Origin of the sequence: Catenovulum sp. SX2 (assembly GCF_052056295.1) — a bacterium.
GTDB lineage: Bacteria > Pseudomonadota > Gammaproteobacteria > Enterobacterales > Alteromonadaceae > Catenovulum.
Window position 1 is genome coordinate 1,079,320 of record NZ_CP182493.1, and the last position, 25,011, is coordinate 1,104,330.

A 25,011-nucleotide genomic window follows, 5' to 3' on the forward strand; every position below is an offset into this window, starting at 1 on the left:
GTTACTAATAAGCGAACTTTTAAATGCCAATCGACAATAAAATTGTTTGACCATTGAAATTTGTGATTTATCCCCCACTTCTGCTGGTAGTTTTAGGTTCGTCAATTTGGTCAAACTTGCCATGAATATGAGTGCTGTTACCAGTTTAATCGCATTAGTTACAACCCTAGCCGGGTATTTTTTAGCCATTCCAGTGTTATTAACCGTCGGCTTATTTTCACTCTCTGGTGCCTGCACTAACTGGCTAGCCATACATATGCTGTTTGAAAAAGTCCCTGGATTATATGGTTCAGGCGTCATTGAAGCTAAGTTTGAACAGTTTAAAGCTGCAATCAAAGACTTAATGATGAATGAGTTCTTTAGCGATGAGAATATTGATAAATTTTTATCAGACAATATGGGTCATGCCAGTCATTTCGACTTATCGCCAGTCATTGAAAAAATAGATTTTGACCCTGCTTATGAATCTTTGGTGGAAACCGTATTAAGCTCTAAATTTGGGCAGATGCTTGAAATGATGGGCGGCCGCTCACTGATTGATCCATTAAAAGAACCATATATCGAAAAACTCAAACAAAAGTTAATTGATATCAGCCAGTCACCTGATTTTGACAACCTAGTTAAACAGAGTTTAGAGCAACCAAATATACTGGCGGAAATGCGCGACAAAGTTAGCCATATAATAGATGTGAGACTCAACGAGCTAACCGCCCAAGCGGTGAAAAAAATAGTACATAAAATGATAAACGAACATTTAGGCTGGTTGGTCATTTGGGGCGGTGTTTTTGGTGCAATATTTGGGTTAATCGCTCATTTGGTTTAGTTTGATAATTAACAACGAGAACAAATAATGAAAAATATTTTACGCAGCATTTTTTCACCTATTTTAAATATATTTGAAAAAGGTGACGATAATTATGTCTACAAACCGCTAAACCGCACTATATTAATAGTGGTAGGTGTATTATTTGCAGTACTTGCGAGTGCTGTTACTTGGTTAAGCCCTAAAGAAGAGCTCGGCTTTTTAATTCCACTTGTTGTATTTGGCGGGGCAAGTGTCGTTTGTTTAATTGTTGGTTTGTTAGGTAACGACAAAGCTGTGGCGAAAATTTGGGGAGGAAAATAACAGGAGTCATTTTGCGCCATTGGCTATTACTTTTTCAAATTTGTTTGTTTTCATCTGGCCTAGCTTTAGTTGCTGGGCTGTTCTATTTTTTGTGGCCAAACGAACAAATAAATCAACAATCCAATCTAAACATTAGTGCATTTGACAATAATCCAGAAAAGATAACCACACTACCCGCCAAGTTAGTTAACGAACAAACTAACACTGAAAGTGCGACTGATTCAGCAGAGCACCCGATTCAACAGAATACTCCATCTCCCAGCGAAAGTTCTGCACAGAATAAACTAGCGCATTACCCACATGCCATGCCTTTGGAAGCCGACATCGCCAATATTGACTTAGATGCTTTCAAACAACAAGCCACTGTCGAGCAATATTTAAGTTATTTATTAGCATTAGAAAAATGCATGCCGTTTCATCGTTATGCTGACCAAACAGGTAAAATAAACATCTCACCACAAAGATTAGAAGTAACGTTAAATCAACACGCCAGCCAAGGCGTACCAGAACACATCAGCCAATCACTTATTAATAAAATTAATTTATGTAATGGTGTAAAATTAGACTATGTCAAAAGGCTCTATCAAGAAGTAACCTATGTGGCTAACCAAGGCAACATTCAAGCCATGATGATACTTTCACATTTACCAGATATGACACTGACGGATCCAAATCAGGTCGACGAGACTAAACGAAAAGATTTTTACCATAAACAAATGATGTGGTTAGAGCAGGCACGCCAACAAGGTAGTTTAAATGCTTTGTTTAATTTAGCTGTTCGCCATCATCATGGGGTGTCACCAGATCCTGTAAGCGCAGCTAGTTATTATCAAGTTCTGCAACACTTTTTACCTGAATACCAATACGAAAGCACTGTCGCCAATTTAACTGATTCAATGAAAACTTGGCAAAAAGCCGAAGTAGAACAAATGACCAAACTACTTATTGAAGAAATGGACACCCTACCCCATTTGTACGATTGGTAATGCCGCTATTTTTGTTTAATATGCTCTGTATATGGAAATAACAATTATTAAAATATAACAATGACTCTTGCTAACAAGCGCCATACAATATGCTACCTAATCATCGCTAGTCTTGCGTTATTTTTGCGTTTTTATCAATTAGGCGATATTAACAAACCCGTTTTTGATGAAGTCTACTTTCCTAAATTTGCCTACCAATACATTCAGCAACAACCTTTTTTTCATTCACATCCACCATTAGCAAAATATGTTTTACAAGGTGCGATTACGCTTTATCACGCACTGCCTTGGGTAAACGAGCCAACCTTGGGTTCAGTTGAATTTAGTCAACTTAATCCAGTTAGTTATCGTTGGATCAATGCACTGTTAGGCTTTTTGGCAGCTATGTTTTTCACTTTATGTGTTTGGAAACTTAGTCGATCACATTTTATAACGCTCTTGGTCTTTGCCTTTACTTGTTTAGATGGCGCACTTATTGTTGCTGCGCGCTTTGGCTTAAGCAATGTCCATATTTTGTTTTGGGGATCTTTGAGTTGCTATCTGACCATATTGACAGTGCAAAAAAAATCTTGGCTCTATCCTGTTTTATTGAGCCTTAGCTTAGGTTGTGTAATTTGCGTGAAGTGGAGTGGCCTAAGCTACTGGGCATTTAGCATAGCTATATTTGTCATTTTGCTGTTAGCTAAATTATGCGTTATAACCCCTCACCAACAAACGAAAATTTCTTCAACTAGTTATCAGCGCTTTGCTGGCATTTTTATATTGCTCATCAGCTTACCTATCCTAGTGTATAGTTTGTTGTGGATACCTGATTTAAAACTCAATACTAAATACGACTTTGTTGAAACCCACCAACAATTTTTTAGCTACCATAAAAACCGAGTAGCAGAAGACGCTCATCCATACTGCTCAAAATGGTATAGCTGGCCTTTAATGCAAAGGCCTATCAGTTACTACTTTGAAAAGTTACCAGTTGAAAATGGCCAGCAGTGTTACAAAAATATTCATTCGTTTGGCAATCCACTTTTATACTGGTGGTCTAGTTTAGCTATGTTGGTGCTTACGCTCTGGACACTTTCTCAGCTAATAAATATAGTGAAATCAGTGGTTAGACGAGAACAAAGCAGCATAACTCAACCGCAATTTATCTCAATATTTATCGTGTGTGGTTATTTTGCTTGTTGGTTGCCATGGACTTTGGTGAGCCGTTGTACCTTTTTATATCACTATCAATCAGCTTCGGTATTTAGTTTCTTGGCATTAGCTGCGGCGCTTTCTAGATTACAAAATAGCACGTCTAAATATGCGAGATTCACTGTTTGGGTAATTTTGCTCAGTATAGCGCTGAGTTTTATTTATTGGTTACCATTTCAACTCGGTATCCCAGTGGAAAAATCAGCTTTTTATCAACGAATGTGGTTTAGCAGTTGGATTTAATTTGAAAGAAAGCACATAAAACATCTGTCTATAAATTTATATTAATGCTTTAAAAAGGGACCCTCATGTCAGATTTGCTGTGTAAGTTAACCCACTGCTACCAAGGTGCTATAAATAAATTAAAACTCGCAGATGGCTTAGCGCCTTTGTTATTAAGGCTGTATTTAGCACCCGTTATGCTACAAGCTGGCTGGAATAAATATCAAAATTTCGACAATATCGTTAGTTGGTTTGGGGATGCTGAATGGGGCTTAGGTTTGCCTTTACCTGGTTTGATGGCATTTTTAGCAACGGCAGCTGAGTTGGTTGGTGGTTTGTTGTTATTATTCGGTTTGTTAACACGTTTAGTCAGTATTCCGCTAATCTTTACCATGTTGGTTGCCATGGTTACAGTACATTGGCAACACGGCTGGTTAGCCATTGCCGATCCTAATAGTTGGCTGGCCAATGGGACTATATTATTTAATGAGTCGATTATGCAATCAGCTGATAAACTTGCTCGGGCAAATGATATTTTAACTCAACATGGTCATATTGATTGGCTAACCTCTAGCGGTAAGTTTGTTGTTCTCAACAATGGTATTGAGTTTGCGGCAACCTATTTTGTGATGTTATTGGTGTTACTCTTTAGTGGTGGAGGCCGTTATACCAGCCTAGATTATTGGATTAAACGGAAATTATGCAACAAGTAAACAATGACTTATCCTTAGCCCAATTTCTAGCTAAACCTGCAACAGGATTGAGAGCTAGTTTAATTAAAATGGCTGATAGGTTATTAGGTATCAACAAACTAAATCAACTCTATCAGCAACATGGTTTTGCCCATTTAGATGGGCAAAACTTTTTAGATGCATTTGTCCGTTTATTTAAGCTTAACATCAGCAGTAATTTCCACAATTTAGCCAAGGACAAACCACTTATTATTGTTGCCAACCACCCGCTTGGTGGCGTTGATGGTGTGGTATTGTTACGTGAACTATTAAAACAGCGCAACGACGTTAAAGTGTTGGCCAATCTTGGTTTGAGTTTATTTAAACCTCTGCAAAAGTATTTTATTTTCACCAATCCTTTGCAAACGGGTGCTACTGGCAATGTCACATCATTAAGATTATGTGAGCAACATTTACAACAGAAAGGCGTATTAGTTATTTTCCCTGCAGGTCGAGTTAGCTATTATCAAAAAGCGTTTAACACTGTGAGTGATCACACATGGAACCGCAGTTTTATTAAGCTAGCAGAACGCTATAACGCAGATATATTGCCCGTGCATATACAAGCGAGTAACCGTAAACGCTTTTATTTTTTTGGCCGAATATATTTTCGATTTCGCCTGCTCATGCTAGTTAGAGAAATGCTCGCCTCCACCAATAAAAATATTCAACTCACTATGACAACAACAATAGACAATACAGCAATACCTAACCTAAGTACGCAGCAACAAAGTGATTTAGTTAGATTAGCAACCTACCTACAACAGCCAAGCTTACAAGGTGATTGGCCAGCGGTTGAAAGTGTCAAAATGCAAGCGCTCGCGCCTGCTGAAAGTGGCGATTTAATGGCAGCTGAAGTGAATCAGATTGCTGAGGCACAAACATTAGTGAGTTATAAAACTTGGTTGGTACTACATGCGGATGGTGAACAAATTCCGCATTGTTTGGCACAAATCAGGCGGCTGCGAGAACAAACTTTTAGAGATTGGCAAGAAGGCAGCGGTGCAGCACAAGATGGTGATGATTTTGATTATAGCTACCAACATTTGTTTATTTTCGACCAACAACAGCAACAAATTATTGGTGCTTATCGCATGGGGCAAACCGACCAAATATCACCGACCTACCTGGAACAAATGTTTAATTTTTCAGCCAAGTTTGTCGGTAAACAAACTGCTTGTTTAGAGATGGGTCGTTCTTTTATTGTTTCTGAATACCAACGCAGCTATCAAGCCTTGTTGATGCTGTTTAAAGGCATAGGTCATTTTGTTGTTAAATATCCTAAATACCGCACCTTATACGGCACTGTCTCTTTAAGTAGATGTTATAGCCCACTTAGCGTCTATCTAATTGAACAGTTTTTGATTAAAAAACCCGATAGCAGCGCTTTAGCTAAACAGTCGTTTGCTCATGCAAAAATAGCTGAAGTGCAAAGATTTTTAGATAGCGCACAGCAGCACAATAAAATTTGTTCTGCGAGCAAGATAGAAATTTTAGATTGGCTGGTTAAACAAATAGAGCCAGACAACAAGGGCTTGCCTGTATTAGTCAAACAATACCATCAACTAGGTGCAGAATTTATTGCCTTAGCCATTGATGGACAATTTGCCCAAACACCTGGATTGTTACTTAAAGTTCACCTGCCCGATACGGCAGATAAATGGTTAAAATTATATTTAGGCAAAAATTGGCAAAACTATAGGCGAATTAGCCTATCAGGCTGTTGATAATCGGCTTTGCACGGTGAACTTTGCCAGTATGACATCTGCTGTAAGTTATTTTTGACTATCACTTCAGTGAGGCTAATGCTTTTTGCATCCTCCCTATGCATACACACGCTTAAATGGCTTTTAAGCGGCACATGGCTTTGGTGAAATGCCCATTGAGCATCCTGCTGATTAACCTTTGGCATATGCGCAAACACAGCTTGGCGATTGTTTTTTACTTCGGAGAATAATTTACCTGATGATGTAAACATCTTAGGTAAACTGCCTTGTGTTATCTGTTGGCCATCCCATTGCCAATACTTTGGTTGATAGTCTTGTTGCTCTGTCACCTCGGGGAAATAACACAAAGTAAAAGGGGTAAAACCTTTGGACTCGCACAAAAGCTGTAGCCAGTCTTTGATTTGCTCGTCTGATAGTGTGCTATGGGTCAATTGCTCAAGGCACATAAGGATAATTTCGCCGCGGCTGTTTTTAGCCTGTATAGGCCGAATATTGGTGGGCTCAGCATTGGGCTCTGCGTATAGATTTAATAAACACCAAGTTTGTCCTTGTTTATTGGTTGCAATCCAAGTGCCTTGCCCTTGTGGGTCGAGCGGATAAACAGCAGCAAGTTTTTCATCAACTTGAGGTAACAAAGCTGGCGCTCGACTGCGCTGTTCATCCCGCGTAAACAATAGCCGATAACCACCTTCCAGCATTTGCCAAGTTAAGGTACACATAAGTTTATATTATTCTTGTAGCGCCGATGACTTAAGCGCTTGAATGGTCGCAGGCGCATAACCTAAATATTCGATTTGCTGTATCGGATGATCAGTTGGGAAACGCATTTTTATTAAAGCTAAATGGTGGACAGCGTGGCTCGCGATAAACATAAGTTCACGCTGTATATTCGAGTATAAAAAATCTTGGTCAGTTAATAAATCTGCCGTTTCAGGGATGAGTTTAATCCGCTTCTCGCACACTGTTGGACAAAATTGCTCAGCTAGTGTGTTATCTAAATCGATTATTGTTGCGATTGCAGTATCAGCACAATGCTCAATTAAACTACCACGACTGCGATGGCTATAGTCAACCACACCCGAATCTAATGCTTTGGTCACAGCGATAAAATGATCAAGAATATGCCGAATATGTGCACCCACGCTCGATTGTTGTTGCTGACTCAAACTGTATTCTTGTGTAGACAAACTATCTATTACGACTGCAATTTGTTTAAGTACACTGCGACAATATTCAACCATATGTTTTCCTTATTACAATACAGAAGAATAGACCGAACAAACCCAACTGAAATTTCAGCGAAAATACGCGATTAAACGGTTTGAAAAAATTCTTCTATTTGTTCACAGGTAGTTTCAATAACAGATGTATCAACTGGCGCAATAAAAATAGTATCGTCACCGGCAATTGTCCCTAACACACCATGCGATTTATTTAACGAATCTAACATACGTGCTATCAACTGTGCTGCACCTGGTGTTGTTCTAACAATTATCATAGCTTGATTATGGCTAACCTCTAAAACCAACTGCTTTAGCGGGCTGTCTGTGGTTGGCACGCCTAATTCTGGAGGCAAACAATAAACCATTTCTTGTAATGCATTACGTGTGCGCACAGCGCCAAATCGGCTCAATAACCGTGAGACTTTTGATTGGCTAATATTGTCAAAGCCCTCTTCTTTTAACGCATCAACAATATCCGCTTGCGAAGAAAAGCTTTGTTCTCGCAATAAAGTTTTAAACGCTTTAAGTAGCGCATCTTGTTTTTCTGTTTGATTCAAACGACTACAACCCTTAAATAACACCAGACAAAGTTAAAACAGCAATAACACTTAACTGAAATAAAAATGCACGTTTGGCTAGTTTTAACATGACACAAGGCTCAGTTAAATGATCATCTTCTGGCGAATGCACATCTTCGGCAGCTTTAGCAATATTGGCTAAATAGCTACGCGCAGACAACCCGAGTTGACCAACACCGGCTAACCACACAGGTAAAGCTTTGGAAAAATGACCGACAAATAAAATCGCAAAACCAGAAATACGCACAGGTAACCAAACTAAAATAGCCAACAAGCGTTCACTTGCATCTTTTATCCACGCCAACTCTTGCTGCTGTGCAGACAATTTTGCCAAATTACGGGCAAACACATATAACAAAGCGCCTGGTGCACCTAACACAACAAACCAAAAGATCACGGAAAAATAATGTCTAAAATTAATCCAAACTAAGGTTTGCCCTAAACTTTCGCTTTTGCTTTCTTCGGTTAGTTGTTGGCCTAGTTGCAGCGAATATTCAAAACAAGCTTGTTGATCGCTGCGGCACGCCGCTTCTAAATACTGACGATAACAACTTCTATGTTGTGGGCAGCCATAACATAAAAAAAGTACAAAACAGTTTATTATCAGCGCCAATAAACCATCACCCAACAACGACAGCAATAAACTCAACAAAAGAACCGGTAATGCCAACCACACCACAACAAATAACTCAGCACTCATGTTATCTGTCGCTTTAAAATTATCGGCAAATTTTTGCTGATACCAATTGAAATAATGGCGGTAGTGAAACTGCTCTTCTACTTTTACCACACGCTCAAGTAGCACAACAATGAAGATACTGAGTAATGTCATTCTATGTCCCTCACCAATTGTTTAAATGTCTTCCAATTAAAACCTACACCAGGGTCAGTTTTTCGCCCCGGTGCTATGTCACTATGCCCAACAATACGTTCCAAGGTTATTTTAGGGTATAAAGCCATGATTTGTCGTGTCGTTATTGCTAAAGCTTGGTACTGAACTTGGGTAAAGTCACTTTGGTCTGTGCCTTCTAACTCTATGCCAATTGAAAAATCATTACAATTATCTCGCCCAGCAAAGTTAGACACACCTGCATGCCACGCCCTTTGATTCATAGGAACAAATTGCAGCACTTGGCCATTTCGTTTAATTAAAAAATGTGCCGATACCTCTAAACCTTGCAAGTCAATAAAACTTGGGTGTTTAGTGCAATCTAAACAGCCCAAAAACAAATCTTCAATATAAGGTAAACCGTATTGACCTTCTGGCAGAGAAATACAATGGATCACCAATAAATCAACATCACAGCCTTGTGGCCTTTGATTATAAAACGCCGAAGGTTTAAAAATTACGTCAGTTAAAATATCATGTTGCTCAGACATAAATTGAGGTTGAGTCATAGTGGAACCAGATTTAAATCAAAAAACCGGCAAATGGATGAATTATGCCGCATGGATCATTGCATTTTTTCTATTAACCTATTGGTTTGAAGGCTATTTAAACAAAAAAGAAAACCCGAATCAAAACCCTTCAAGCCATTATACAGGTCAAGGTGCCATTGAAGTAGAATTAACTCGCAACCGCCAAGGTCATTATGTAACCAATGGCAGAATTAATGGCCGCATTGTCACGTTTTTATTGGATACGGGCGCAACCCATGTTTCTATACCTGAACATATAGCTCAAGGTTTAGGTTTACGTTATGGCGAGAGTTTCCCTGTTGGTACGGCAAATGGCACAGTCACTGTGTATAGCACCAACATAGAGCGTTTAGAAATAGGTGATATAACCTTAACCAATGTACGAGCTAATATTAATCCGCACATGCAACAAGACTCAATATTACTTGGCATGAGCGCGTTAAAACGGATTGAATTTAGTCAGCGCGGCAATATACTCACTTTGCGCCAATATAATTAACTGAATAATCTACTAAAATAATTTGAACAAGGAGTGTTCTATGTTTCAAAGATCTCTCGGCTTTATTCTTGTTGTTGTGCTGCTAACTTGCGGCTATTCAATCCAAGCCAAACCTATAGAGTTAATGTTGGCAGAAAAATATTCTGCTGACATAAAACTAAGTGACTATCTTGTCAGTGAAAAATATGATGGTGTGCGTGCTTATTGGGACGGACAAGCGTTTTGGACTAGGCAAGGCAATCCGATAAACCCACCCGTTAGTTTTGTTGCAAACTTCCCCAATATGCCACTGGATGGTGAATTGTGGCTTGGACACAATCAATTTGCAGACTTAATGTCAATTATCCATGATGCGACCGACCCCAGGTGGCAACAAGTAAAGTTTATGGTGTTTGATTTGCCCAATTTACCCATTGAATTCTCAGCTCGCTATCTAAAAATGTTGGAGCTTGCGCAGCAGTTACCCAGCAACAGTTCAATTAAAATAGTTGAACAATTTGATGTGGGTACCCACCAACAACTGCAAACTCTGCTCAATCAATACGTAAATAATGGTGCTGAAGGACTAATGCTGCATAAAAAATCCGCGCTGTATCGTGGTAAACGCAGTGACGACCTAATTAAAGTGAAAAAATTTACCGATGCTGAAGCTAAAATCATTGAATATATTGCCGGCAAAGGCCAATTTTCAGGTTTAGTTGGCGCTTTATTAGTAGAAGATTTATTAACGGGTAAACAATTTAAGATAGGTAGTGGTTTATCAAAAGCGCAGCGAGCCAACCCACCGGCGATTGGCAGCATAATCACTTATAAATTCACAGGTTTAACTAAAAATGAATTACCGAGATTTCCGGTATTTTTGCGGGTTAGAAGCGAAGGTTACTAACTTTCGCTTCTAATTAATTTCCTAGTTGTCGCTTCTAACTGTCTCGGTGTACAGATAACCAAGCTAGCGACTCTAGTGCTTGTTTGTAATCAGAGTCAGGTAAAACAGCTAAAGCATCAACCGCCATTTGTGCATGTTTTTCCGCTTGCTGATAGGTGTAGTCCAACGAATTGGTTTGTTTAATAATAGCTAGTACAGCATTGAGTTGCGCTAGTCCATCACCTTGCTCAATCACATGGCTAATTAACTCAGCTTCTGTTGGCTGTGCATGTTGCATTGCATGAATAAGCGGCAAGGTAGGTTTACCTTCGGCCAAATCGTCACCAACGTTTTTGCCTAAGTTTTCAGACTCACCCGCATAATCTAACCAATCATCCATTAATTGAAAAGCAGTGCCTAAATAACAGCCATAATCAGCTAAAGCTTGTTCAACTTTTTCATCTTGCTCTGTCAACACAGCAGCTAAACGTGTCGCAGCTTCGAATAATTTAGCCGTTTTACAATAAATAACTTCCATATACGAAGCTTCAGTTGTGCTAGGGTCGTTGCAATTCATTAATTGCATCACTTCACCTTCGGCAATCACGTTGGTTGCATCCGATAAGACCTGCATCACTTTCATTTGATTGAGCGACACCATCATTTGAAAGGAGCGAGTATATAAAAAGTCACCAACCAACACAGACGCAGAATTACCAAATAAAGCATTTGCGGTATCACGACCACGACGTTTATCTGATTCGTCAACAACATCATCGTGCAATAAGGTAGCTGTGTGGATAAATTCGATAATTGCAGCTAGGGTAATGTGCTCAGACGTTTTTGCGGCAAGTGCTCTAGCAGCTAACGTGGTAATTAATGGGCGAATTCGTTTTCCACCACTATTAACTATATAAAAACCTAACTGCTGAATAAGCGCAACGTCGCTTTGTAATTGGTCGGCAATAACCTTGTTAACTGCCAACATATCTTCGCTGGCCAACTGCTTTATTTGTTCTAGCTGCATTGATAAAAACTGAATTGTTTGGTCTGAGTTAAAATTTGCGCTAAGTTTACACGCTTTTTCAAATATACCCAAGATACTAGTTTCAAAGCCGTGTAACTCAGCCATTTAGTCAACATAAACAATTAATATGAGTAAGCACTGAATAAATAGTAATTTTAAGCTAAATTAGGGTTGCGATCTTAAAAGCTTTGCCTTAGAATTCGCGCCCTGTTTTGAAGATTTGTACGTTAGTTAAGCTAACGTCTTTATAGTGAGCGGAGTAGAATATGTACGCGGTTTTCCAAAGTGGTGGTAAACAACACCGTGTAACTGAGGGCCAAACCGTCCGCCTAGAGAAAGTTGAATTAGAAGCTGGTTCTTCTATTGAATTCGACAACGTATTGTTAATCTCTAATGGCGAAGACATCAAAATTGGCGCACCTTATGTAAACGGCGGTAAAGTGACTGCAGAAGTTGTTGGTCACGGTCGTGGTGAGAAAGTAACGATTGTTAAATTTAGACGTCGTAAGCATTCTCGCAAGCAAGCTGGTCATCGTCAGTGGTACACTGAAGTTAAGATCACTGGCATTAACGCTTAATTTAGGAGACTGAATCAATGGCACATAAAAAGGCTGCAGGTAGTACTCGTAACGGACGTGATTCAGAAAGTAAACGTTTAGGTGTTAAACGTTTCGGTGGTGAATCTGTATTAGCGGGTAACATCCTTGTTCGTCAACGTGGTACTAAGTTCCACGCGGGTAGCAATGTTGGTATTGGTCGTGACCACACTTTATTTGCTTTATCTGATGGTAAAGTTAAATTTGAAGTTAAAGGTCCACAAAATCGTAAATTTGTAAGCATCGAAGCTGCTTAAGACCAATCCGATTTGAATTTGTAAAAACCCCGCTCTGGCGGGGTTTTTTGTTTTATTTCCGCAAGTTTATTCCAATCTCAACTAAAATTAATATGTACAATATTTAACCAAGCCGAGATTAGAATAAGCTGGCGTTTAATGGTAACACCAAGAGGTAACCCATGAATTTTGTCGATGAAGTTGAAATTAAAGTAGATGCTGGTGACGGTGGTAATGGCTGTGTCAGTTTTCGTCGTGAAAAATACATTCCAAACGGTGGCCCTGACGGCGGTGATGGCGGCGATGGCGGTGATGTATATTTAATTGCCGACGAAGGTTTAAACACCCTAATTGACTATCGTTTTGAAAGATTCCATGCAGCTGAGCGTGGTGAAAACGGTAAAAGTAAAAACTGTACAGGCCGTCGCGGTCAAGATAAATACTTAAAAGTGCCTGTTGGTACGCGTGCAACTGATGCGGAAACCGGTGAAGTAATAGGTGAAGTATTACGCCATGAACAAAAGTTGATGGTGGCAAAAGGTGGTTTTCACGGTTTAGGTAATACACGTTTTAAAAGTAGTGTAAACCGCGCCCCTAGACAAAAAACTCCAGGCACCTCAGGTGAAGTTCGCGAGTTGAAGTTAGAGCTTATGCTACTTGCGGATGTTGGTTTGTTAGGTATGCCAAACGCGGGTAAATCTACCTTTATAAGTGCTGTTTCTGCGGCTAAACCCAAAATTGCCAACTACCCTTTCACAACTTTAGTACCTAACCTAGGTGTTGTTCGCCAAGGCGTAGGTAATAGTTTTGTTGTTGCGGATATTCCAGGGTTAATTGAAGGCGCCTCAGAAGGTGCTGGTTTAGGTATTCGTTTCTTAAAACATTTAGAGCGCTGTCGCGTACTATTGCACATTGTTGATATAGAACCTTTTGACGGCTCAGATCCGATTGAAGATGCTGTGACTATTGTTGACGAACTATCTAAATACAGCCCTGAGTTGGCTGAAAAACCGCGCTGGTTGGTTTTTAATAAAATAGACCTTATGTTAGAAGAAGACGCCAAAGCCAAAATGGAAGAGATTGTTGCAGCACTAGATTGGCAAGGACCAATTTATTCTATGTCTGCTGCTGAGCGTAATGGCACACAAGATTTAGTTAATGTATTAGGTGACTGGTTGTTAGAACATCCACTACCTAGCCTTGAAGAACAAAAAACTGAAGAGCAAGTTGAGTTCAAATGGCAAAACTACCACGACAGTGTGATGGAATCGGAAGAATGGGACGATGACGATTGGGACGACGATGACTGGGATGATGATGACGATGGCCCAGAAATTATCTATCAAAAATAGCGAGTATTTTGCATGATCATTTCAATGATAGCGGCTATGACGCCACAACGCGCCATAGGTAAAGACAATAAACTCTTGTGGCATTTACCCAATGACCTAAAGTTTTTTAAACAACAAACTTTAGGTAAGCCAGTTATCATGGGACGTAAAACTTATGACTCGATTGGCCGCCCGTTACCGGGTCGCTTAAACATTGTTATAAGCCGTCAGGAAACCAGCCCTCACCCAGATGTGCAGCTAGCCTCATCAATTGACCAGGCTGTTGAAATCGCTAAACGAGAATTAACTGACGAACAAGAAATTGTCGTCATAGGCGGCGGTCATATTTACCAAAGCATGCTCAGCCATGCTGACAGGCTATACGTAACTATAGTAGAAACAGAAGTGGATGCAGACACTTACTTTCCTGAAATTAATCCACAAGAATGGCAAGTATCTGAAGAAACAGTCGGCCTAGTAGACGATAAAAATCCACTAGCTCATACCTTTTATACTTACACGCGCCGTTGATGCGGCGCTGCTAAGCTCTCATTTCATTCTATTGAATATCATTTTCGCCCTTTACATGTAAGATATTTCTCACACCGACATTGAGACTTATCCCTACTTATCGTAATTCTTTAGAAACAAAAATAAATAAGTCATTGTATTTATTAATTTTTACACCTAACTGAACAATATTTAAAATTGATGAATAAAATTAATTTTCATTTAGTTAGTTTCAGACTAACAGTCAATTAAGTACTATAACACTCGTTGCTTAGGAAAAAGGACGCACCCAAGGTTCAGAGCGACACGGACAAAACAGGAAATGGAATATATGGATATTTTAGTTTTCTAGGAAAGAAAAGGTGTAAATGGTCTTACGCCGGTGGAGTTGGAAAAACAAGGTGTATGGATACTAGGGTACTCGGATGGTACTGCTGTTAAAAAGGAATGGATGAAGGATTGGATAACCAGGACGGTATGGAATTTAGGGACACAAGGACAAAATAGCTTAGGACAAGCACCAAGGACACACATAGGAATAAGGATTATAGGAAGTAGGACGAAATGGAGCAACGGCTAAGGAGTTAGCAAGCAAGGAGCAGAGAGCATTGATGCTAGGGAAATGGGATAGCTCAGGACGAGGTATAAGGAAAGATGGGTGGAATCCCGCTGGATGCAAAATAAAAGAAGAATAATACTTTAGGACACACCGCAAGGTGCTTTTAGGGATACACACGACAGGCAAGTCTTCATCAAGGTTAGATGATATGTCTTTGGGTGGCGACTGAGGTCGCCACCATTCACTCTTCTCTCAATTCAAACTTATCTGTTACTACTCAACTTTAAACCACAGCTTCTCGTTATCATATGGGGTTAAAGGTGGCATATTTGGGTTATCAATTCTAAACACAGTTCGGTTAGCGAGCTGCGCATTTTCTAGCGCTTCAGCAACCATAGGGTTTTGATAAAAAAATTGGTCAAACGAACCATCATCTATCATTTCCATCAAACCTGACTCTATTACTTTGGCTAATTTATTGTTGTCTTTCGCGACAAAAAAATATGCTGCTAATGGATAAACCAAGAGTAAGTTTTTTTCGACGGTTAAATTAAGCTCGGGACGAGCTGTTACTTCTGCAAATGGTTCATGTACACCACGAGGAAAAGCATCAAAGCGCCCTCCTTCTAACATATAAAACAAACCATCGTATTTCATTGAAGTTACCACGTCTAAGCCAGCAGACTTAAGCACTTGTGTGTCAGCCCACTGCCGCCCTTGCCCTACTTTAAAGTCTTTTAACCCAGAGAGACTAGATACCCCATTAAATCTTGCCTGCTCACCTTGTCGAATAATAAAGAGCCTGTGACCTAATAAACCTTTAAATAATGGAATACGAATTGGCTGCATGGCATTTTCGTAGTCATTATTGGTTCCGCCCCACATCACATCCATTTCACCGGATCTAATGTAATTAAGCATTTGCCCTTCGTTTAAATCAACCGGGGAAGTTTGAATTTTGTATTGATTGTTCGGATCGCGTGAAAGCGCTTCCTTCAATAATTGTAACTGGTACTTATTATTGATGGACTCTGAATTGTTCACTTTCAAAGTCACTTGTGCGGCCGCAGCAGATAAGCAAATGCCTAAGCTGCATGCCAAGCTTATAACTAGGTTCTTCATTTTGTTTTCCAACTTCGTGTATGTGTTTTTAAACTGGTTATATTTAGCTATAACCAAAATATTATTTTTATTGTATAACCTGCTTAACTATCTATTGCTAAGCATAGCTATAAGTAGTTGATATTAACAAATTATTAAACAATTAAAATATGAAAAATCACTCAGTGGAAATTAATCGAGTTTATTGATAAATAATGAAGTAAACGAGAGAGCAATCACTGGAATAACCAGTAAATTGTTATTAGCTTAAATTCGGAATGTTTAAAAGGAGAAATGGCGGTGAGGGAGGGATTTGAACCCTCGATACGCGATTAACGTATACACGAGTTCCAGTCGTGCGCTTTCAGCCGCTCAGCCACCTCACCGCAGAGCTTTTGTTAAAGCGGGCTGCATAATATGGAAATCAGCCCACTTTAGCAAGTCTTGATTAAAACAAATAACAGTTATTCGTTTTGTTTGCTTATTTAATCAGCTAACTGTGCCGATTAAGCGTTACCTTTTACTTTCATTTTAAGTTCTGCAGCAAAATTAAGCATTCTATCGAGTGGTAATAACGCACGCTCACGTAAACTGTCATCGACAAAAATTTCGTGCTCTGATAAGTCGTCTGCGATCAATGCATTTTCAATTGCAACTAAACCATTCATCGCCATCCAAGGGCAATGTGCACAGCTACGACAAGTTGCACCATTGCCACCAGTTGGCGCTTCAATAAATGTTTTATGTGGTGCTAACTGCTGCATTTTATAAAAAATGCCTTTGTCAGTTGCCACAATAAACATTTCGTTTTCCATGGTTTGGCTAGCTTGAATCAATTGGCTGGTTGAGCCAACTGCATCTGCAAGTTCAATAACTGAAGCTGGTGATTCAGGATGAACTAACACAGCGGCTTGCGGATACATAGATTTAATTTCACGCAGGTGTTTAGCTTTAAATTCGTCATGGACGATACATGCACCATTCCACTTAAGCATTTCAGCGCCAGTTTTTTGCTCTATGTACGAACCTAAGTGTTTATCTGGCCCCCAAATAATTTTGTGGCCTTCAGCATCTAAATGTTCAACAATTTCTAATGCAATTGACGAGGTTACCACCCAATCCGCACGCGCTTTAACCGCAGCTGAAGTATTTGCATAAACAACAACTGTGTGGTCTGGATGAGCATCACAAAACTCGGTGAATTCTTTCTCTGGGCAACCTAAGTCTAATGAGCAAGTAGCTTCTAACGTTGGCATAAATACACGTTTTTCTGGCGATAAAATTTTTGCGGTTTCACCCATAAATTTTACCCCAGCAACAATTAAGGTTTTTGCAGGATGCTCACGACCAAAACGAGCCATTTCTAGTGAGTCAGAAACACAACCGCCTGTTTCTTCAGCCAGAGCTTGAATTTCAGGATCAGTATAATAATGCGCAACTAACACAGCGTCTTTTTCAGCTAAAAGCTTTTTAATGCGCTCTTTGTACTGCGCTTTTTCTTCAATAGATAAAGGAGTTGGTTTTGCAGGGAAGTTGAATTCATATCCTGCATTTAATTCAATTTGCGACATGTGACTTGATAAATTTGTATTAAAACTAGCGCGAATTATACGCTATTTGCTCAAGCTTGGGTATATTGCATCTGTTTTCGCAGCGCAAATAAAATCATTTTTATGTAAACCTTTGATCTTATGCGTCCACCAGCTGACAGTCACTCGCCCCCACTCGGTTAATAACGCGGGGTGATGGCCCATTGATTCGGCCAGCTCCCCAACCTTATTAGTAAAGGTTAATGCATCAACAAAATTATTAAACTGATAAGTTCGAGTTAACCTGTCAATACTATCCACATTAACAATTTGCCAATCGGTTAATTGTGGCAACCACTGAGCAATTTCTTCAGTTGTTGCCAAAGGGGCGCCTACACGACATGCTTCGCAGCTTTGTTCGGTTAAATTGGCCATGATCATTCCTCATGTAAATATTAAACCAGCAGTTTGGGTATTTAATTATAGCTTATTAATTTCCCTTTCTACCCTGTAGCGCTCGCTTGTAGCATATTTTTCTAACCGGCGAACCCTTTGCTCCAAACGGTCAAAAACATCCCCCAAATGAGCGAGTACCTGTTTTGGCGGTTGTCCGGCCTGCCAAACATTTTGTTTAATATCAAAATGGTAGTTGTCGCGTGTACTAGTATCGTACACGCGTCCAGACTTTACCTTGTCATTTCTCTCTAATATTAACCAAGCAGCAATATAGACAAACAATATAAAGCTAAATGAAAAAATTAATGCGCCAAAGGTAATTAATCTGACAACCCAAGTTTCTAACGAAAAATACTTTGCGATACCCGCGCATACACCGGCGATTCGACCATTAGCAACATCGCGAGTTAACTTTCTATCTTCCGATTTCATTATTTTTGCCTCCAATTTGGTGACTCTACATCTAAGATTTTTTCTAAAACTTCAATCCTATCGGCCATGCGCTCAGCAGTTCGAGACAACTCTATCAACTGAGTTTGTTCGCGTTCGGTCAGTCCTTGGTTCATTTGTTTCTTGCTGCGGTAACTTAAAATTAGCCAAATTGGCGCAACAAATATCATGAATAAAATGATAGGGGTTACCAGCAACGCGACAATTTCTTTCATGACAAAAATTCCTTACTCTTGATCTTGTTTAGATTTCACTTTTGCTTTTAATTGCGCTAATTCATCGTCTAAAGCTTCTTGTGCAACTAAGTCATCAAATTCAGCTTTAAGATTTTTGCCAGCCAAATCGTAACTATCGGCTTCAGCTTCAATGTCACCTATTTTACGTTCATAGGCGTCAAATCTATCTAACGAGTTGCGCACCTTTTCAGCATCCAGTTGACGTTTAACACTAACACGTGCACTAACAGTTTCGTGTTTCATAATTAATGCTTTTTGACGTGCTTTAGCGTCGGTTAACTTATCTTGCAGTTGCTGTATTTCAGACTGTAATTTATCTAACTGTTCATCCAACAATGCAACTTCTGAAGCCATTAGCGCCTCTTGGTCTGAGATACGCTTTTTTTCTAACAATGCGGCACGAGCCAGATCTTCTCTATCTTTGCTAATGGCTAACTCAGCTTTTTCTTGCCATTCTTGTTGTTGCAACTGCAAACGTTGTAAACGGCGGGCTAAGTCTTTTTTATCCGCTAAAACTTTCGCTGAGTTAGAACGTACCTCAACTAAAGTATCTTCCATTTCTTGGATGATTAAACGAACCATTTTGGCAGGATCTTCAGCTTTATCTAACAAAGCATTGATATTTGAATTAACAATATCGGCAAATCTTGAAAAAATACCCATAAATAACCTCTCTAATTTCGGTTGTATCCGATAATACATTGTAAAATATTCAATTCCCTTTCCGATTCCCCTACCTAAACCTCAATTCCCTCAAGATTTGAGTTTATATAAACAAACATCATGCCAAAACATCAAGCCATTGATCTATATTAACTTTATTTAATTCTAGTAATTTAACCACTTTAGGAACATAATCAATTACACCAAAAGTTGAGGAAATAGACCAACACTATGGCAAAAGTTCAACAAAACCTAATTGGCCAATCAAATGCCTTTTTAGCCATGATTGAGCAAATATCCCAACTCGCGCCATTAAACAAACCTGTATTGGTTATCGGGGAACGTGGTACTGGTAAAGAGCTAGTGGCTGAACGCTTGCACTATTTGTCATCACGTTGGGACGGCGAGTTTTTAAAACTCAATTGTGCTGCGATAAACGAAAATTTATTAGAAAGTGAGTTATTTGGCCACGAATCAGGGGCTTTTACCGGCGCAAACAAAAAACATGCAGGCCGTTTTGAACGCGCTCATGGTGGTAGTTTATTTTTAGACGAGTTAGCTAATTCTTCACTTATGGTGCAAGAAAAACTCTTGAGAGTGATTGAATACGGTGAATTTGAACGCGTTGGTGGTAGCCAAACCAATAAAACCGACGTTAGGTTAATTGCCGCAACCAATGAAGATTTACCCAGTTTAGCCGAACTAGGTAAATTCAGAGCTGATTTATTAGACCGCTTAGCTTTTGATGTAATTACTATTCCACCACTAAGAGAACGCAAAGAAGATATTTTACTCTTGGCTGAACATTTTGCGGTGAATATGGCACAAGAGCTTAATCACTCACATTTTCCCGGTTTTAGCAAAGCAGCGCGTATCGCTTTGTTGGATTATCAGTGGCCAGGAAATATTCGAGAATTAAAAAATGTGGTTGAGCGCAGTGTTTACCGCAACGACTCTTTTGATAAAACACTCGACCATATTGTTTTTGATCCGTTTAAATCGCCCTATCGCCCACTGACACAGCCAACAGCCAACGCGAAATTACCCGCAAGTGTGCAAGCGAGTGTAAATTTTCCAGTTAACTTTAAAGACAAAACTGCAGAATATGAAATTAATCTGATAAAATCGGCATTACAGGAAGCGCGATTTAATCAAAGAAAAGCCGCAGATTTATTAGAAGTCAGTTATCACCAATTGCGCGGTTATTTAAAAAAATATCAATTACTGGAAACACTTCGAAATGATGAATAACTTAACCAAACTTTGGTTAATCTCTAGTGTTTTAACAATGTTTTGTAGCGGGTGCGAACAAATACAGGATGATAGACTGAAAAATGGTCTTATCTATTGCTCTGAAGGTAACCCCGAAAACTTTAATCCACAAACGACTACGTCACGTATTACCTTAGACGCCAGCGTTCATCAAATTTACGACCGTTTAATTGAAAAAAGTGTTTCGTCTGATCAATTGGCTCCAGCTCTCGCAGAATCATGGCAAGTGAGTGATGACGGAAAAACCATTGATATTTTTTTACGCCAAGGGGTTAAATTTCATCAAACCCGCTACTTTATCCCGAGTCGAGAATTAAACGCTGATGATGTTTTGTTTACGTTTAACCGCTGGCGTTTAAATACACATCCATTTTTTGCCAGTGCCGACAGCTACCCACATATGCAAAGTTATCAGCTTGAATTGCTGATTGATGATATCGAAAAAGTTTCATCGCATCATGTTCGCTTTAAGCTAAACCAAGCCAATACAGATTTTTTGTCACAACTTGCAACGGATTATATGATTATTTTGTCGGCCGAATACGCCGCCAAACTCGATTTACAAGATGCAAACAACCTACTAGATAACTACCCTATTGGCACAGGTCCCTTTTATTTCGAAGACTTTGTTAAAGATGAATACATACGCTACAAAGCTCATCCGGATTATTGGCAAGGTAAAGCCAAGATTGACCACTTAGTTTACGATATCACACCACAAAGTTCTAATCGCTTAGCCAAACTCATTACCGGCGAGTGTGATGTGGTCGCTCATCCAGTAGCAAGTGAGATGGAGGTATTACAAGATAGACAAGGAATTACCTTGCAATCAAAAAGTGCTGATAACATTGCATTTTGGGCATTTAATACGTTAAAACCACCATTTAACAAAAGTGAAGTTAGACGTGCGTTAGCCAAAGCATTAGACCGTCAAACCATTTATAAAACCATTTATTATGGTATGGCTTTTCCAGCTAACTCTTTATTGCCACCAAGTTCGTGGGCTTATAATTCGAATATCCCAGCAATTAACTACAACCCTGAACAAGCCAAAAGAGAATTAAGAGCTGCCGGTATAGCTGAAGGTTTTAAAATGCAAATTTGGAGTGCGCAAATTGAGCGTGAATATAATCCTAATTCTTTAAAAATGGCCGAGTTAATTAAAGCCAACTTAGCCGAAGTAGGCATAGCGGTTGAAATTGTTGAGTTTGAATGGAGCACATTGCGCAAAAAACTCATGGATTATGCGCATGATTCTGTGCTTATTGGCTGGACACCTGATATGGCCACGCCAGACAATTATTTGATCCCGACCTTGAGCTGCGCTGCTGCCGTTATTGGCAGCAACAGAGCTGCTTGGTGTAACCCTTATTTTGATAATTTATTGGCAAACGCAGCTGCGGCAACTGATTTTAGCCGCCGCAAAGATAATTTAATGCAAGCACAAAGTTTGTTATCTCAAGAAATGCCAGTTGTGCCAATTGCTCATTCTCTCAGCTTTTTGGCTAAACAAGACAATGTCGTCAATGTAAAATTTCAACCGTATTCAGCTATATCGTTTAAACATGCGGAGAAGTTTTAATGTTTATTTATTTAGTTAAACGCCTCAACTTGTTAATAACGACATTATTTTTATTGAGCTTGCTGTCTTTTTCTTTGGGTCACTTATTCCCGGGCGATCCTGTTATAAACTTTACCGGGCAACAAAGTTTAACTTACGAAGAATATGCCGACATCCGCCAAGCACTTGCGTTAGACGACTCTTATTTTATGCAATATCTAGTCTATCTCGACCGCGTATTCTCAGGTGACTTTGGTTTGTCATTTACTTCGCAAAGTGAAGTCATTAGAGACTTTGTCCGAATTTTTCCGGCGTCGGCTGAGCTGAGTTTTTACGCTTTGGTCGTTACTATGTTAGTGGGTTTACCTTTAGGCCTTTGGGCTGGTGTTAAACGCAATTCATTGATTGATAAAATAATCTTCTCAGCTTCAGCTATAGCTAACTCAATCCCAATTTTCTGGTTGGGTTTACTGTTTATTTTGGTCTTTTCACTCAACCTTGCTTGGTTACCCATTTCTGGCCGACTCAACTTGCTTTATGATATTCCATATATTAGTGGCGTATTATTGATAGACATTGCATTAAGCGACTTTGATAATAAGTGGCCTATCTATCAAGATGCGCTGCGACATTTGATTTTGCCAACCGTTACTCTCGCAACACTACCGACAACCTTGCTAATTGGCATGATGCGTACCAACGTAATTAGCGTTATGGATAGCCAATACATCAAAGCTGCGCGTACCAAAGGCATCAGTTTATATCAAATTGTCCGACGTCATGTATTGCGTAATGCGCTGTTACCTATTATTCCGCAGTTTGGTTTGTTGTTTAATACCTTGATGACCAGCACTATGATAACTGAGATTATTTTCTCATGGCCGGGCATTGGCCATTGGTTATTGGAAGCAATTTATCAACGAGACTACCCAGTTATTCAGGCGTCTTTGTTATTGGTTTCGTCATTTATGATTTTAATCAACGTGTTGGCAGATATCATTCATACCTTGGTCAATCCTTTGGTAAGGAAAGAATTAAATGGCTAGTCATGATATTTACAATGAAGTGGCACACCCAGGTCCATATATGTTGGCTTGGGGTAAATTTAAATCCGATCATGTGTCTTGGATTAGTTTTTGTATCGTATTGTTTTTTGTCGCCTTGGCCATTCTAGCACCGATTATCACGCCATATGCCCCATTAGAACAACATTCTCAAGATGTATTATTGCCACCGTCTTGGAGTAGTGCCGGTGATGTTAGATTTATTTTAGGCACAGATGATTTAGGTCGAGATGTCTTCTCTAGGCTAGTATATGGTTGCCAAATTACCTTTGGTCTGAGTTTATTAACCGCACTAGCTGCAATGTTAGTAGGCACTGCGCTAGGTGCTTTAGCTGGCATGAGCAAAGGCGTAAGAGCCAGTATATTCAATCATTTACTCGATACCATTCTGTCGATTCCATCTTTACTGTTAGCCATAGTGATTGTTGCTGTATTGGGGCCTGGATTACCCAATACCATTTGGGCAATATTTTTGGTATTAATTCCTTTGTTTGTTCACCGCACCCGCCAAGCAATTCAAGCAGAACTTAAAAAAGAATATGTTACAGCGGCGCGATTAGATGGGGCGAATAATTGGCAAATCTTATTTCGTTCAATTTTCCCAAATATAGTCGAAAGTATTATTTTGCAGTATACATTCGCGGTATCGGCAGCTATGTTAGATATAGCAGCGCTCGGTTTTTTGGGTCTAGGTGCACAGCAAGGTTCACCCGAATGGGGCGCTATGTTAGTTGCCAGTATTGACTTAATTTACCGAGCTTCGTGGTTAACTATGTTGCCGGGAATTACCATGTTTTTATGTTTGTTGTCGGTTAACGCAGTTGGGCATGGTTTGCGCAACGCGTTAAAACAACGGAGCGAATAATGCTATTAGATGTTAGAAACCTAACCGTGTCGTTAAAATCAGACAACGTCAAGGTGAACGCTATTGATAAAATGAGTTTATCTATGCGTGATGGCACTATTCATGGATTAGTTGGTGAATCTGGCTCTGGTAAGTCGTTATTTGCGCGTGCATTAACCGCAACCTTATCAGATAAATGGGAAGTCAAAGCTGATCGTATGTTTTGGCGCGGGCAAGATTTATTGAAATTATCTGCTGAACAACGTGATCAGATAATCCATAAAGATATAGCAATGATTTTCCAAGAACCTGGACATTGTTTAGATCCGACCGCGACCATAGGTGAACAACTAAGCGAAGTTGTACCTGCCAGCGAATGCAAAGGTTCATTTTGGCAAACACGCAGACTACGAATTGAATATATTCATCAACTGCTCAAACGAGTTGGGATCAAACGATATCAACAATGTTTTGATAGCTACCCACACGAATTGTCAGAAGGTTTATGCCAAAAAGTCATGATTGCCATGGCAATTTCACGTAACCCCAAGTTGCTGGTTGCAGATGAACCAACAGATGCGATGGAAAGCACAACCAAAATTCAAATACTGCGTTTATTGCACAAATTGAATGAAAGCAAAGACATGTCTGTGTTATTAATCACCCATGATTTAGATGCTGTTACCCAGTTTGCAGACGACATAACTATTTTGTACAGTGGTCAGAGTGTTGAATCCGCTGCAACTAAAGATTTAATTCGTCGACCCTTTCATCCATACACTGAAGTGTTGTTTAACACTGTGCCTAGATTAGGGGGCAATTTAACGCCTAAATCCCGTTTACAAGCACTACCCGGCTCAACACCACCCTTGCAGCATTTACCCATTGGCTGTCGATTAGGACCTCGCTGCTTACGCGCACAAAAAGAATGTGTGGTGACTCCCAAAAGCATAAAACTTAAAGGCCATGTGTTTAGTTGCCATTACCCGATAAATATTGAGTAGAG

General features: G+C 39.6%; 29 protein-coding genes and 1 tRNA gene. 17 read left to right on the top strand and 13 right to left on the bottom strand.

From position 1 onward, the window contains the following. Positions 1–121: 121 nt before the first annotated feature. The 6 genes from ACMZOO_RS04435 to ACMZOO_RS04460 all read left to right on the top strand — a co-directional run bounded on the left by ACMZOO_RS04435 (position 122) and on the right by ACMZOO_RS04460 (position 5,986). Positions 122–823, top strand: coding sequence for a DUF445 domain-containing protein (locus ACMZOO_RS04435; protein ID WP_440905579.1), 702 nt, complete (start codon positions 122–124; stop codon positions 821–823). 27 nt (positions 824–850) lie between these two features. Continuing rightward, the gene (locus tag ACMZOO_RS04440) at positions 851–1,126 is read left to right on the top strand and encodes a hypothetical protein (RefSeq protein ID WP_440905580.1); all 276 of its coding nucleotides are present in this window, start codon (positions 851–853) and stop codon (positions 1,124–1,126) included. Between the two features lie 11 nt (positions 1,127–1,137). Further along, entirely contained in the window at positions 1,138–2,112 is a 975-nt protein-coding gene (locus tag ACMZOO_RS04445; RefSeq protein ID WP_440905581.1) for a hypothetical protein, read from the top strand. A gap of 60 nt (positions 2,113–2,172) precedes the next feature. Beyond that, complete coding sequence (locus tag ACMZOO_RS04450) at positions 2,173–3,549, top strand: phospholipid carrier-dependent glycosyltransferase (protein ID WP_440905582.1); 1,377 nt, start codon at positions 2,173–2,175, stop codon at positions 3,547–3,549. A 65-nt stretch (positions 3,550–3,614) separates the two neighbouring features. After that, the gene (locus ACMZOO_RS04455) at positions 3,615–4,241 is read left to right on the top strand and encodes an HvfX family Cu-binding RiPP maturation protein (RefSeq protein ID WP_440905583.1); all 627 of its coding nucleotides are present in this window, start codon (positions 3,615–3,617) and stop codon (positions 4,239–4,241) included. Further along, on the top strand, positions 4,229–5,986 hold the full coding sequence (locus ACMZOO_RS04460) for a lysophospholipid acyltransferase family protein (RefSeq protein ID WP_440905584.1): 1,758 nt from the start codon (positions 4,229–4,231) through the stop codon (positions 5,984–5,986). The genes ACMZOO_RS04455 and ACMZOO_RS04460 overlap by 13 nt, the downstream gene beginning before the upstream one ends. Here ACMZOO_RS04460 and ACMZOO_RS04465 read toward each other — a convergent pair. The 5 genes from ACMZOO_RS04465 to ampD form a co-directional block, all read right to left on the bottom strand. Then, complete coding sequence (locus ACMZOO_RS04465) at positions 5,956–6,705, bottom strand: NRDE family protein (RefSeq protein WP_440905585.1); 750 nt, start codon at positions 6,703–6,705, stop codon at positions 5,956–5,958. The genes ACMZOO_RS04460 and ACMZOO_RS04465 overlap by 31 nt on opposite strands. Positions 6,706–6,714: 9 nt before the next feature. Further along, positions 6,715–7,227 (bottom strand): hypothetical protein, encoded by a 513-nt coding sequence (locus tag ACMZOO_RS04470; protein ID WP_440905586.1) that lies wholly within the window; start codon positions 7,225–7,227, stop codon positions 6,715–6,717. A 71-nt stretch (positions 7,228–7,298) separates the two neighbouring features. After that, positions 7,299–7,766, bottom strand: a complete 468-nt coding sequence (gene argR, locus ACMZOO_RS04475; protein ID WP_026016743.1) for a transcriptional regulator ArgR — start codon at positions 7,764–7,766, stop codon at positions 7,299–7,301. Positions 7,767–7,779: 13 nt separating this feature from the next. Then, a complete protein-coding gene (ampE, locus tag ACMZOO_RS04480; protein WP_440905587.1) occupies positions 7,780–8,619 on the bottom strand; it encodes a beta-lactamase regulator AmpE in 840 nt (279 codons plus the stop codon). Next, on the bottom strand, positions 8,616–9,185 hold the full coding sequence (gene ampD, locus ACMZOO_RS04485) for a 1,6-anhydro-N-acetylmuramyl-L-alanine amidase AmpD (protein WP_440905588.1): 570 nt from the start codon (positions 9,183–9,185) through the stop codon (positions 8,616–8,618). The genes ampE and ampD overlap by 4 nt, the downstream gene beginning before the upstream one ends. 1 nt (position 9,186) lies before the next feature. Between ampD and ACMZOO_RS04490 the strand changes: the two genes are divergently transcribed. Together ACMZOO_RS04490 and ACMZOO_RS04495 are read left to right on the top strand one after the other, a co-directional pair. Next, the gene (locus ACMZOO_RS04490; protein ID WP_440905589.1) at positions 9,187–9,705 is read left to right on the top strand and encodes a retropepsin-like aspartic protease family protein; all 519 of its coding nucleotides are present in this window, start codon (positions 9,187–9,189) and stop codon (positions 9,703–9,705) included. A 40-nt stretch (positions 9,706–9,745) separates the two neighbouring features. Beyond that, the gene (locus ACMZOO_RS04495; RefSeq protein WP_440905590.1) at positions 9,746–10,591 is read left to right on the top strand and encodes a DNA ligase; all 846 of its coding nucleotides are present in this window, start codon (positions 9,746–9,748) and stop codon (positions 10,589–10,591) included. 34 nt (positions 10,592–10,625) lie between these two features. On the opposite strand, the gene ispB is transcribed toward ACMZOO_RS04495, so the two are convergent. Then, a complete protein-coding gene (gene ispB, locus ACMZOO_RS04500) occupies positions 10,626–11,597 on the bottom strand; it encodes an octaprenyl diphosphate synthase (protein WP_440906281.1) in 972 nt (323 codons plus the stop codon). Between the two features lie 266 nt (positions 11,598–11,863). Between ispB and rplU the strand changes: the two genes are divergently transcribed. The 4 genes from rplU (at position 11,864) to folA (ending at position 14,291) form a co-directional block, all read left to right on the top strand. Further along, positions 11,864–12,175, top strand: a complete 312-nt coding sequence (gene rplU, locus ACMZOO_RS04505; protein WP_016955498.1) for a 50S ribosomal protein L21 — start codon at positions 11,864–11,866, stop codon at positions 12,173–12,175. 17 nt (positions 12,176–12,192) lie between these two features. Continuing rightward, entirely contained in the window at positions 12,193–12,450 is a 258-nt protein-coding gene (gene rpmA / locus ACMZOO_RS04510) for a 50S ribosomal protein L27 (protein ID WP_016955499.1), read from the top strand. Positions 12,451–12,611: 161 nt separating this feature from the next. Beyond that, positions 12,612–13,781, top strand: a complete 1,170-nt coding sequence (cgtA, locus tag ACMZOO_RS04515) for an Obg family GTPase CgtA (protein WP_440905591.1) — start codon at positions 12,612–12,614, stop codon at positions 13,779–13,781. A 12-nt stretch (positions 13,782–13,793) separates the two neighbouring features. Beyond that, on the top strand, positions 13,794–14,291 hold the full coding sequence (gene folA / locus ACMZOO_RS04520) for a type 3 dihydrofolate reductase (protein ID WP_440905592.1): 498 nt from the start codon (positions 13,794–13,796) through the stop codon (positions 14,289–14,291). Positions 14,292–15,102: 811 nt separating this feature from the next. Here the strand turns inward: folA and ACMZOO_RS04525 are convergent. The 7 genes from ACMZOO_RS04525 to pspA form a co-directional block, all read right to left on the bottom strand. Beyond that, positions 15,103–15,951 carry a diguanylate cyclase gene (locus ACMZOO_RS04525; protein ID WP_440905593.1) on the bottom strand — a complete coding sequence of 283 codons (849 nt, stop codon included), beginning with the start codon at positions 15,949–15,951 and terminating at the stop codon, positions 15,103–15,105. A 274-nt stretch (positions 15,952–16,225) separates the two neighbouring features. Further along, positions 16,226–16,316, bottom strand: a tRNA-Ser gene (locus ACMZOO_RS04530). 120 nt (positions 16,317–16,436) lie between these two features. Next, positions 16,437–17,501 (bottom strand): quinolinate synthase NadA, encoded by a 1,065-nt coding sequence (gene nadA, locus ACMZOO_RS04535; protein ID WP_440905594.1) that lies wholly within the window; start codon positions 17,499–17,501, stop codon positions 16,437–16,439. 42 nt (positions 17,502–17,543) lie between these two features. Beyond that, positions 17,544–17,894, bottom strand: coding sequence for a 4a-hydroxytetrahydrobiopterin dehydratase (locus ACMZOO_RS04540; RefSeq protein WP_440905595.1), 351 nt, complete (start codon positions 17,892–17,894; stop codon positions 17,544–17,546). A 45-nt stretch (positions 17,895–17,939) separates the two neighbouring features. Further along, positions 17,940–18,347, bottom strand: coding sequence for an envelope stress response membrane protein PspC (gene pspC / locus ACMZOO_RS04545; RefSeq protein WP_016955516.1), 408 nt, complete (start codon positions 18,345–18,347; stop codon positions 17,940–17,942). Next, positions 18,347–18,580, bottom strand: a complete 234-nt coding sequence (pspB, locus tag ACMZOO_RS04550; protein WP_016955517.1) for an envelope stress response membrane protein PspB — start codon at positions 18,578–18,580, stop codon at positions 18,347–18,349. The genes pspC and pspB overlap by 1 nt, the downstream gene beginning before the upstream one ends. 12 nt (positions 18,581–18,592) lie before the next feature. Continuing rightward, positions 18,593–19,264, bottom strand: coding sequence for a phage shock protein PspA (gene pspA / locus ACMZOO_RS04555; protein ID WP_440905596.1), 672 nt, complete (start codon positions 19,262–19,264; stop codon positions 18,593–18,595). A 231-nt stretch (positions 19,265–19,495) separates the two neighbouring features. Here pspA and pspF point away from each other — a divergent pair, with 231 nt between their 5' ends. From pspF to ACMZOO_RS04580, 5 genes are read left to right on the top strand one after another with little or no spacing between them, the layout of a single operon-like run. Beyond that, positions 19,496–20,515: a phage shock protein operon transcriptional activator gene (gene pspF / locus ACMZOO_RS04560; RefSeq protein ID WP_440905597.1), complete on the top strand. Its 1,020-nt coding sequence runs from the start codon at positions 19,496–19,498 to the stop codon at positions 20,513–20,515. Then, positions 20,505–22,118 carry an ABC transporter substrate-binding protein gene (locus tag ACMZOO_RS04565; protein WP_440905598.1) on the top strand — a complete coding sequence of 538 codons (1,614 nt, stop codon included), beginning with the start codon at positions 20,505–20,507 and terminating at the stop codon, positions 22,116–22,118. The genes pspF and ACMZOO_RS04565 overlap by 11 nt, the downstream gene beginning before the upstream one ends. Next, positions 22,118–23,143 (top strand): ABC transporter permease subunit, encoded by a 1,026-nt coding sequence (locus ACMZOO_RS04570; protein WP_440905599.1) that lies wholly within the window; start codon positions 22,118–22,120, stop codon positions 23,141–23,143. Before ACMZOO_RS04565 ends, ACMZOO_RS04570 begins: the two co-directional genes overlap by 1 nt. After that, a complete protein-coding gene (locus ACMZOO_RS04575) occupies positions 23,136–24,026 on the top strand; it encodes an ABC transporter permease subunit (protein ID WP_016955522.1) in 891 nt (296 codons plus the stop codon). Before ACMZOO_RS04570 ends, ACMZOO_RS04575 begins: the two co-directional genes overlap by 8 nt. Further along, positions 24,026–25,009, top strand: a complete 984-nt coding sequence (locus ACMZOO_RS04580) for an oligopeptide/dipeptide ABC transporter ATP-binding protein (protein ID WP_440905600.1) — start codon at positions 24,026–24,028, stop codon at positions 25,007–25,009. The genes ACMZOO_RS04575 and ACMZOO_RS04580 overlap by 1 nt, the downstream gene beginning before the upstream one ends. Positions 25,010–25,011: the final 2 nt, after the last annotated feature.

What these genes read in the sequence shown, in the direction of transcription:
- ACMZOO_RS04435 (WP_440905579.1), top strand. Translation starts at nt 122, where the DNA reads ATGAATATGAGTGCTGTTACCAGTTTAATCGCATTAGTTACAACCCTA.
- ACMZOO_RS04440 (WP_440905580.1), top strand. Translation starts at nt 851, where the DNA reads ATGAAAAATATTTTACGCAGCATTTTTTCACCTATTTTAAATATATTT.
- ACMZOO_RS04450 (WP_440905582.1), top strand. Translation starts at nt 2,173, where the DNA reads ATGACTCTTGCTAACAAGCGCCATACAATATGCTACCTAATCATCGCT.
- ACMZOO_RS04455 (WP_440905583.1), top strand. Translation starts at nt 3,615, where the DNA reads ATGTCAGATTTGCTGTGTAAGTTAACCCACTGCTACCAAGGTGCTATA.
- ACMZOO_RS04460 (WP_440905584.1), top strand. Translation starts at nt 4,229, where the DNA reads ATGCAACAAGTAAACAATGACTTATCCTTAGCCCAATTTCTAGCTAAA.
- ACMZOO_RS04465 (WP_440905585.1), bottom strand. Translation starts at nt 6,705, where the DNA reads ATGTGTACCTTAACTTGGCAAATGCTGGAAGGTGGTTATCGGCTATTG.
- ACMZOO_RS04470 (WP_440905586.1), bottom strand. Translation starts at nt 7,227, where the DNA reads ATGGTTGAATATTGTCGCAGTGTACTTAAACAAATTGCAGTCGTAATA.
- ampE (WP_440905587.1), bottom strand. Translation starts at nt 8,619, where the DNA reads ATGACATTACTCAGTATCTTCATTGTTGTGCTACTTGAGCGTGTGGTA.
- ampD (WP_440905588.1), bottom strand. Translation starts at nt 9,185, where the DNA reads ATGACTCAACCTCAATTTATGTCTGAGCAACATGATATTTTAACTGAC.
- ACMZOO_RS04495 (WP_440905590.1), top strand. Translation starts at nt 9,746, where the DNA reads ATGTTTCAAAGATCTCTCGGCTTTATTCTTGTTGTTGTGCTGCTAACT.
- ispB (WP_440906281.1), bottom strand. Translation starts at nt 11,597, where the DNA reads ATGCAGCTAGAACAAATAAAGCAGTTGGCCAGCGAAGATATGTTGGCA.
- rplU (WP_016955498.1), top strand. Translation starts at nt 11,864, where the DNA reads ATGTACGCGGTTTTCCAAAGTGGTGGTAAACAACACCGTGTAACTGAG.
- rpmA (WP_016955499.1), top strand. Translation starts at nt 12,193, where the DNA reads ATGGCACATAAAAAGGCTGCAGGTAGTACTCGTAACGGACGTGATTCA.
- cgtA (WP_440905591.1), top strand. Translation starts at nt 12,612, where the DNA reads ATGAATTTTGTCGATGAAGTTGAAATTAAAGTAGATGCTGGTGACGGT.
- folA (WP_440905592.1), top strand. Translation starts at nt 13,794, where the DNA reads ATGATCATTTCAATGATAGCGGCTATGACGCCACAACGCGCCATAGGT.
- ACMZOO_RS04525 (WP_440905593.1), bottom strand. Translation starts at nt 15,951, where the DNA reads ATGAAGAACCTAGTTATAAGCTTGGCATGCAGCTTAGGCATTTGCTTA.
- nadA (WP_440905594.1), bottom strand. Translation starts at nt 17,501, where the DNA reads ATGTCGCAAATTGAATTAAATGCAGGATATGAATTCAACTTCCCTGCA.
- ACMZOO_RS04540 (WP_440905595.1), bottom strand. Translation starts at nt 17,894, where the DNA reads ATGGCCAATTTAACCGAACAAAGCTGCGAAGCATGTCGTGTAGGCGCC.
- pspC (WP_016955516.1), bottom strand. Translation starts at nt 18,347, where the DNA reads ATGAAATCGGAAGATAGAAAGTTAACTCGCGATGTTGCTAATGGTCGA.
- pspB (WP_016955517.1), bottom strand. Translation starts at nt 18,580, where the DNA reads ATGAAAGAAATTGTCGCGTTGCTGGTAACCCCTATCATTTTATTCATG.
- pspA (WP_440905596.1), bottom strand. Translation starts at nt 19,264, where the DNA reads ATGGGTATTTTTTCAAGATTTGCCGATATTGTTAATTCAAATATCAAT.
- pspF (WP_440905597.1), top strand. Translation starts at nt 19,496, where the DNA reads ATGGCAAAAGTTCAACAAAACCTAATTGGCCAATCAAATGCCTTTTTA.
- ACMZOO_RS04565 (WP_440905598.1), top strand. Translation starts at nt 20,505, where the DNA reads ATGATGAATAACTTAACCAAACTTTGGTTAATCTCTAGTGTTTTAACA.
- ACMZOO_RS04570 (WP_440905599.1), top strand. Translation starts at nt 22,118, where the DNA reads ATGTTTATTTATTTAGTTAAACGCCTCAACTTGTTAATAACGACATTA.
- ACMZOO_RS04575 (WP_016955522.1), top strand. Translation starts at nt 23,136, where the DNA reads ATGGCTAGTCATGATATTTACAATGAAGTGGCACACCCAGGTCCATAT.
- ACMZOO_RS04580 (WP_440905600.1), top strand. Translation starts at nt 24,026, where the DNA reads ATGCTATTAGATGTTAGAAACCTAACCGTGTCGTTAAAATCAGACAAC.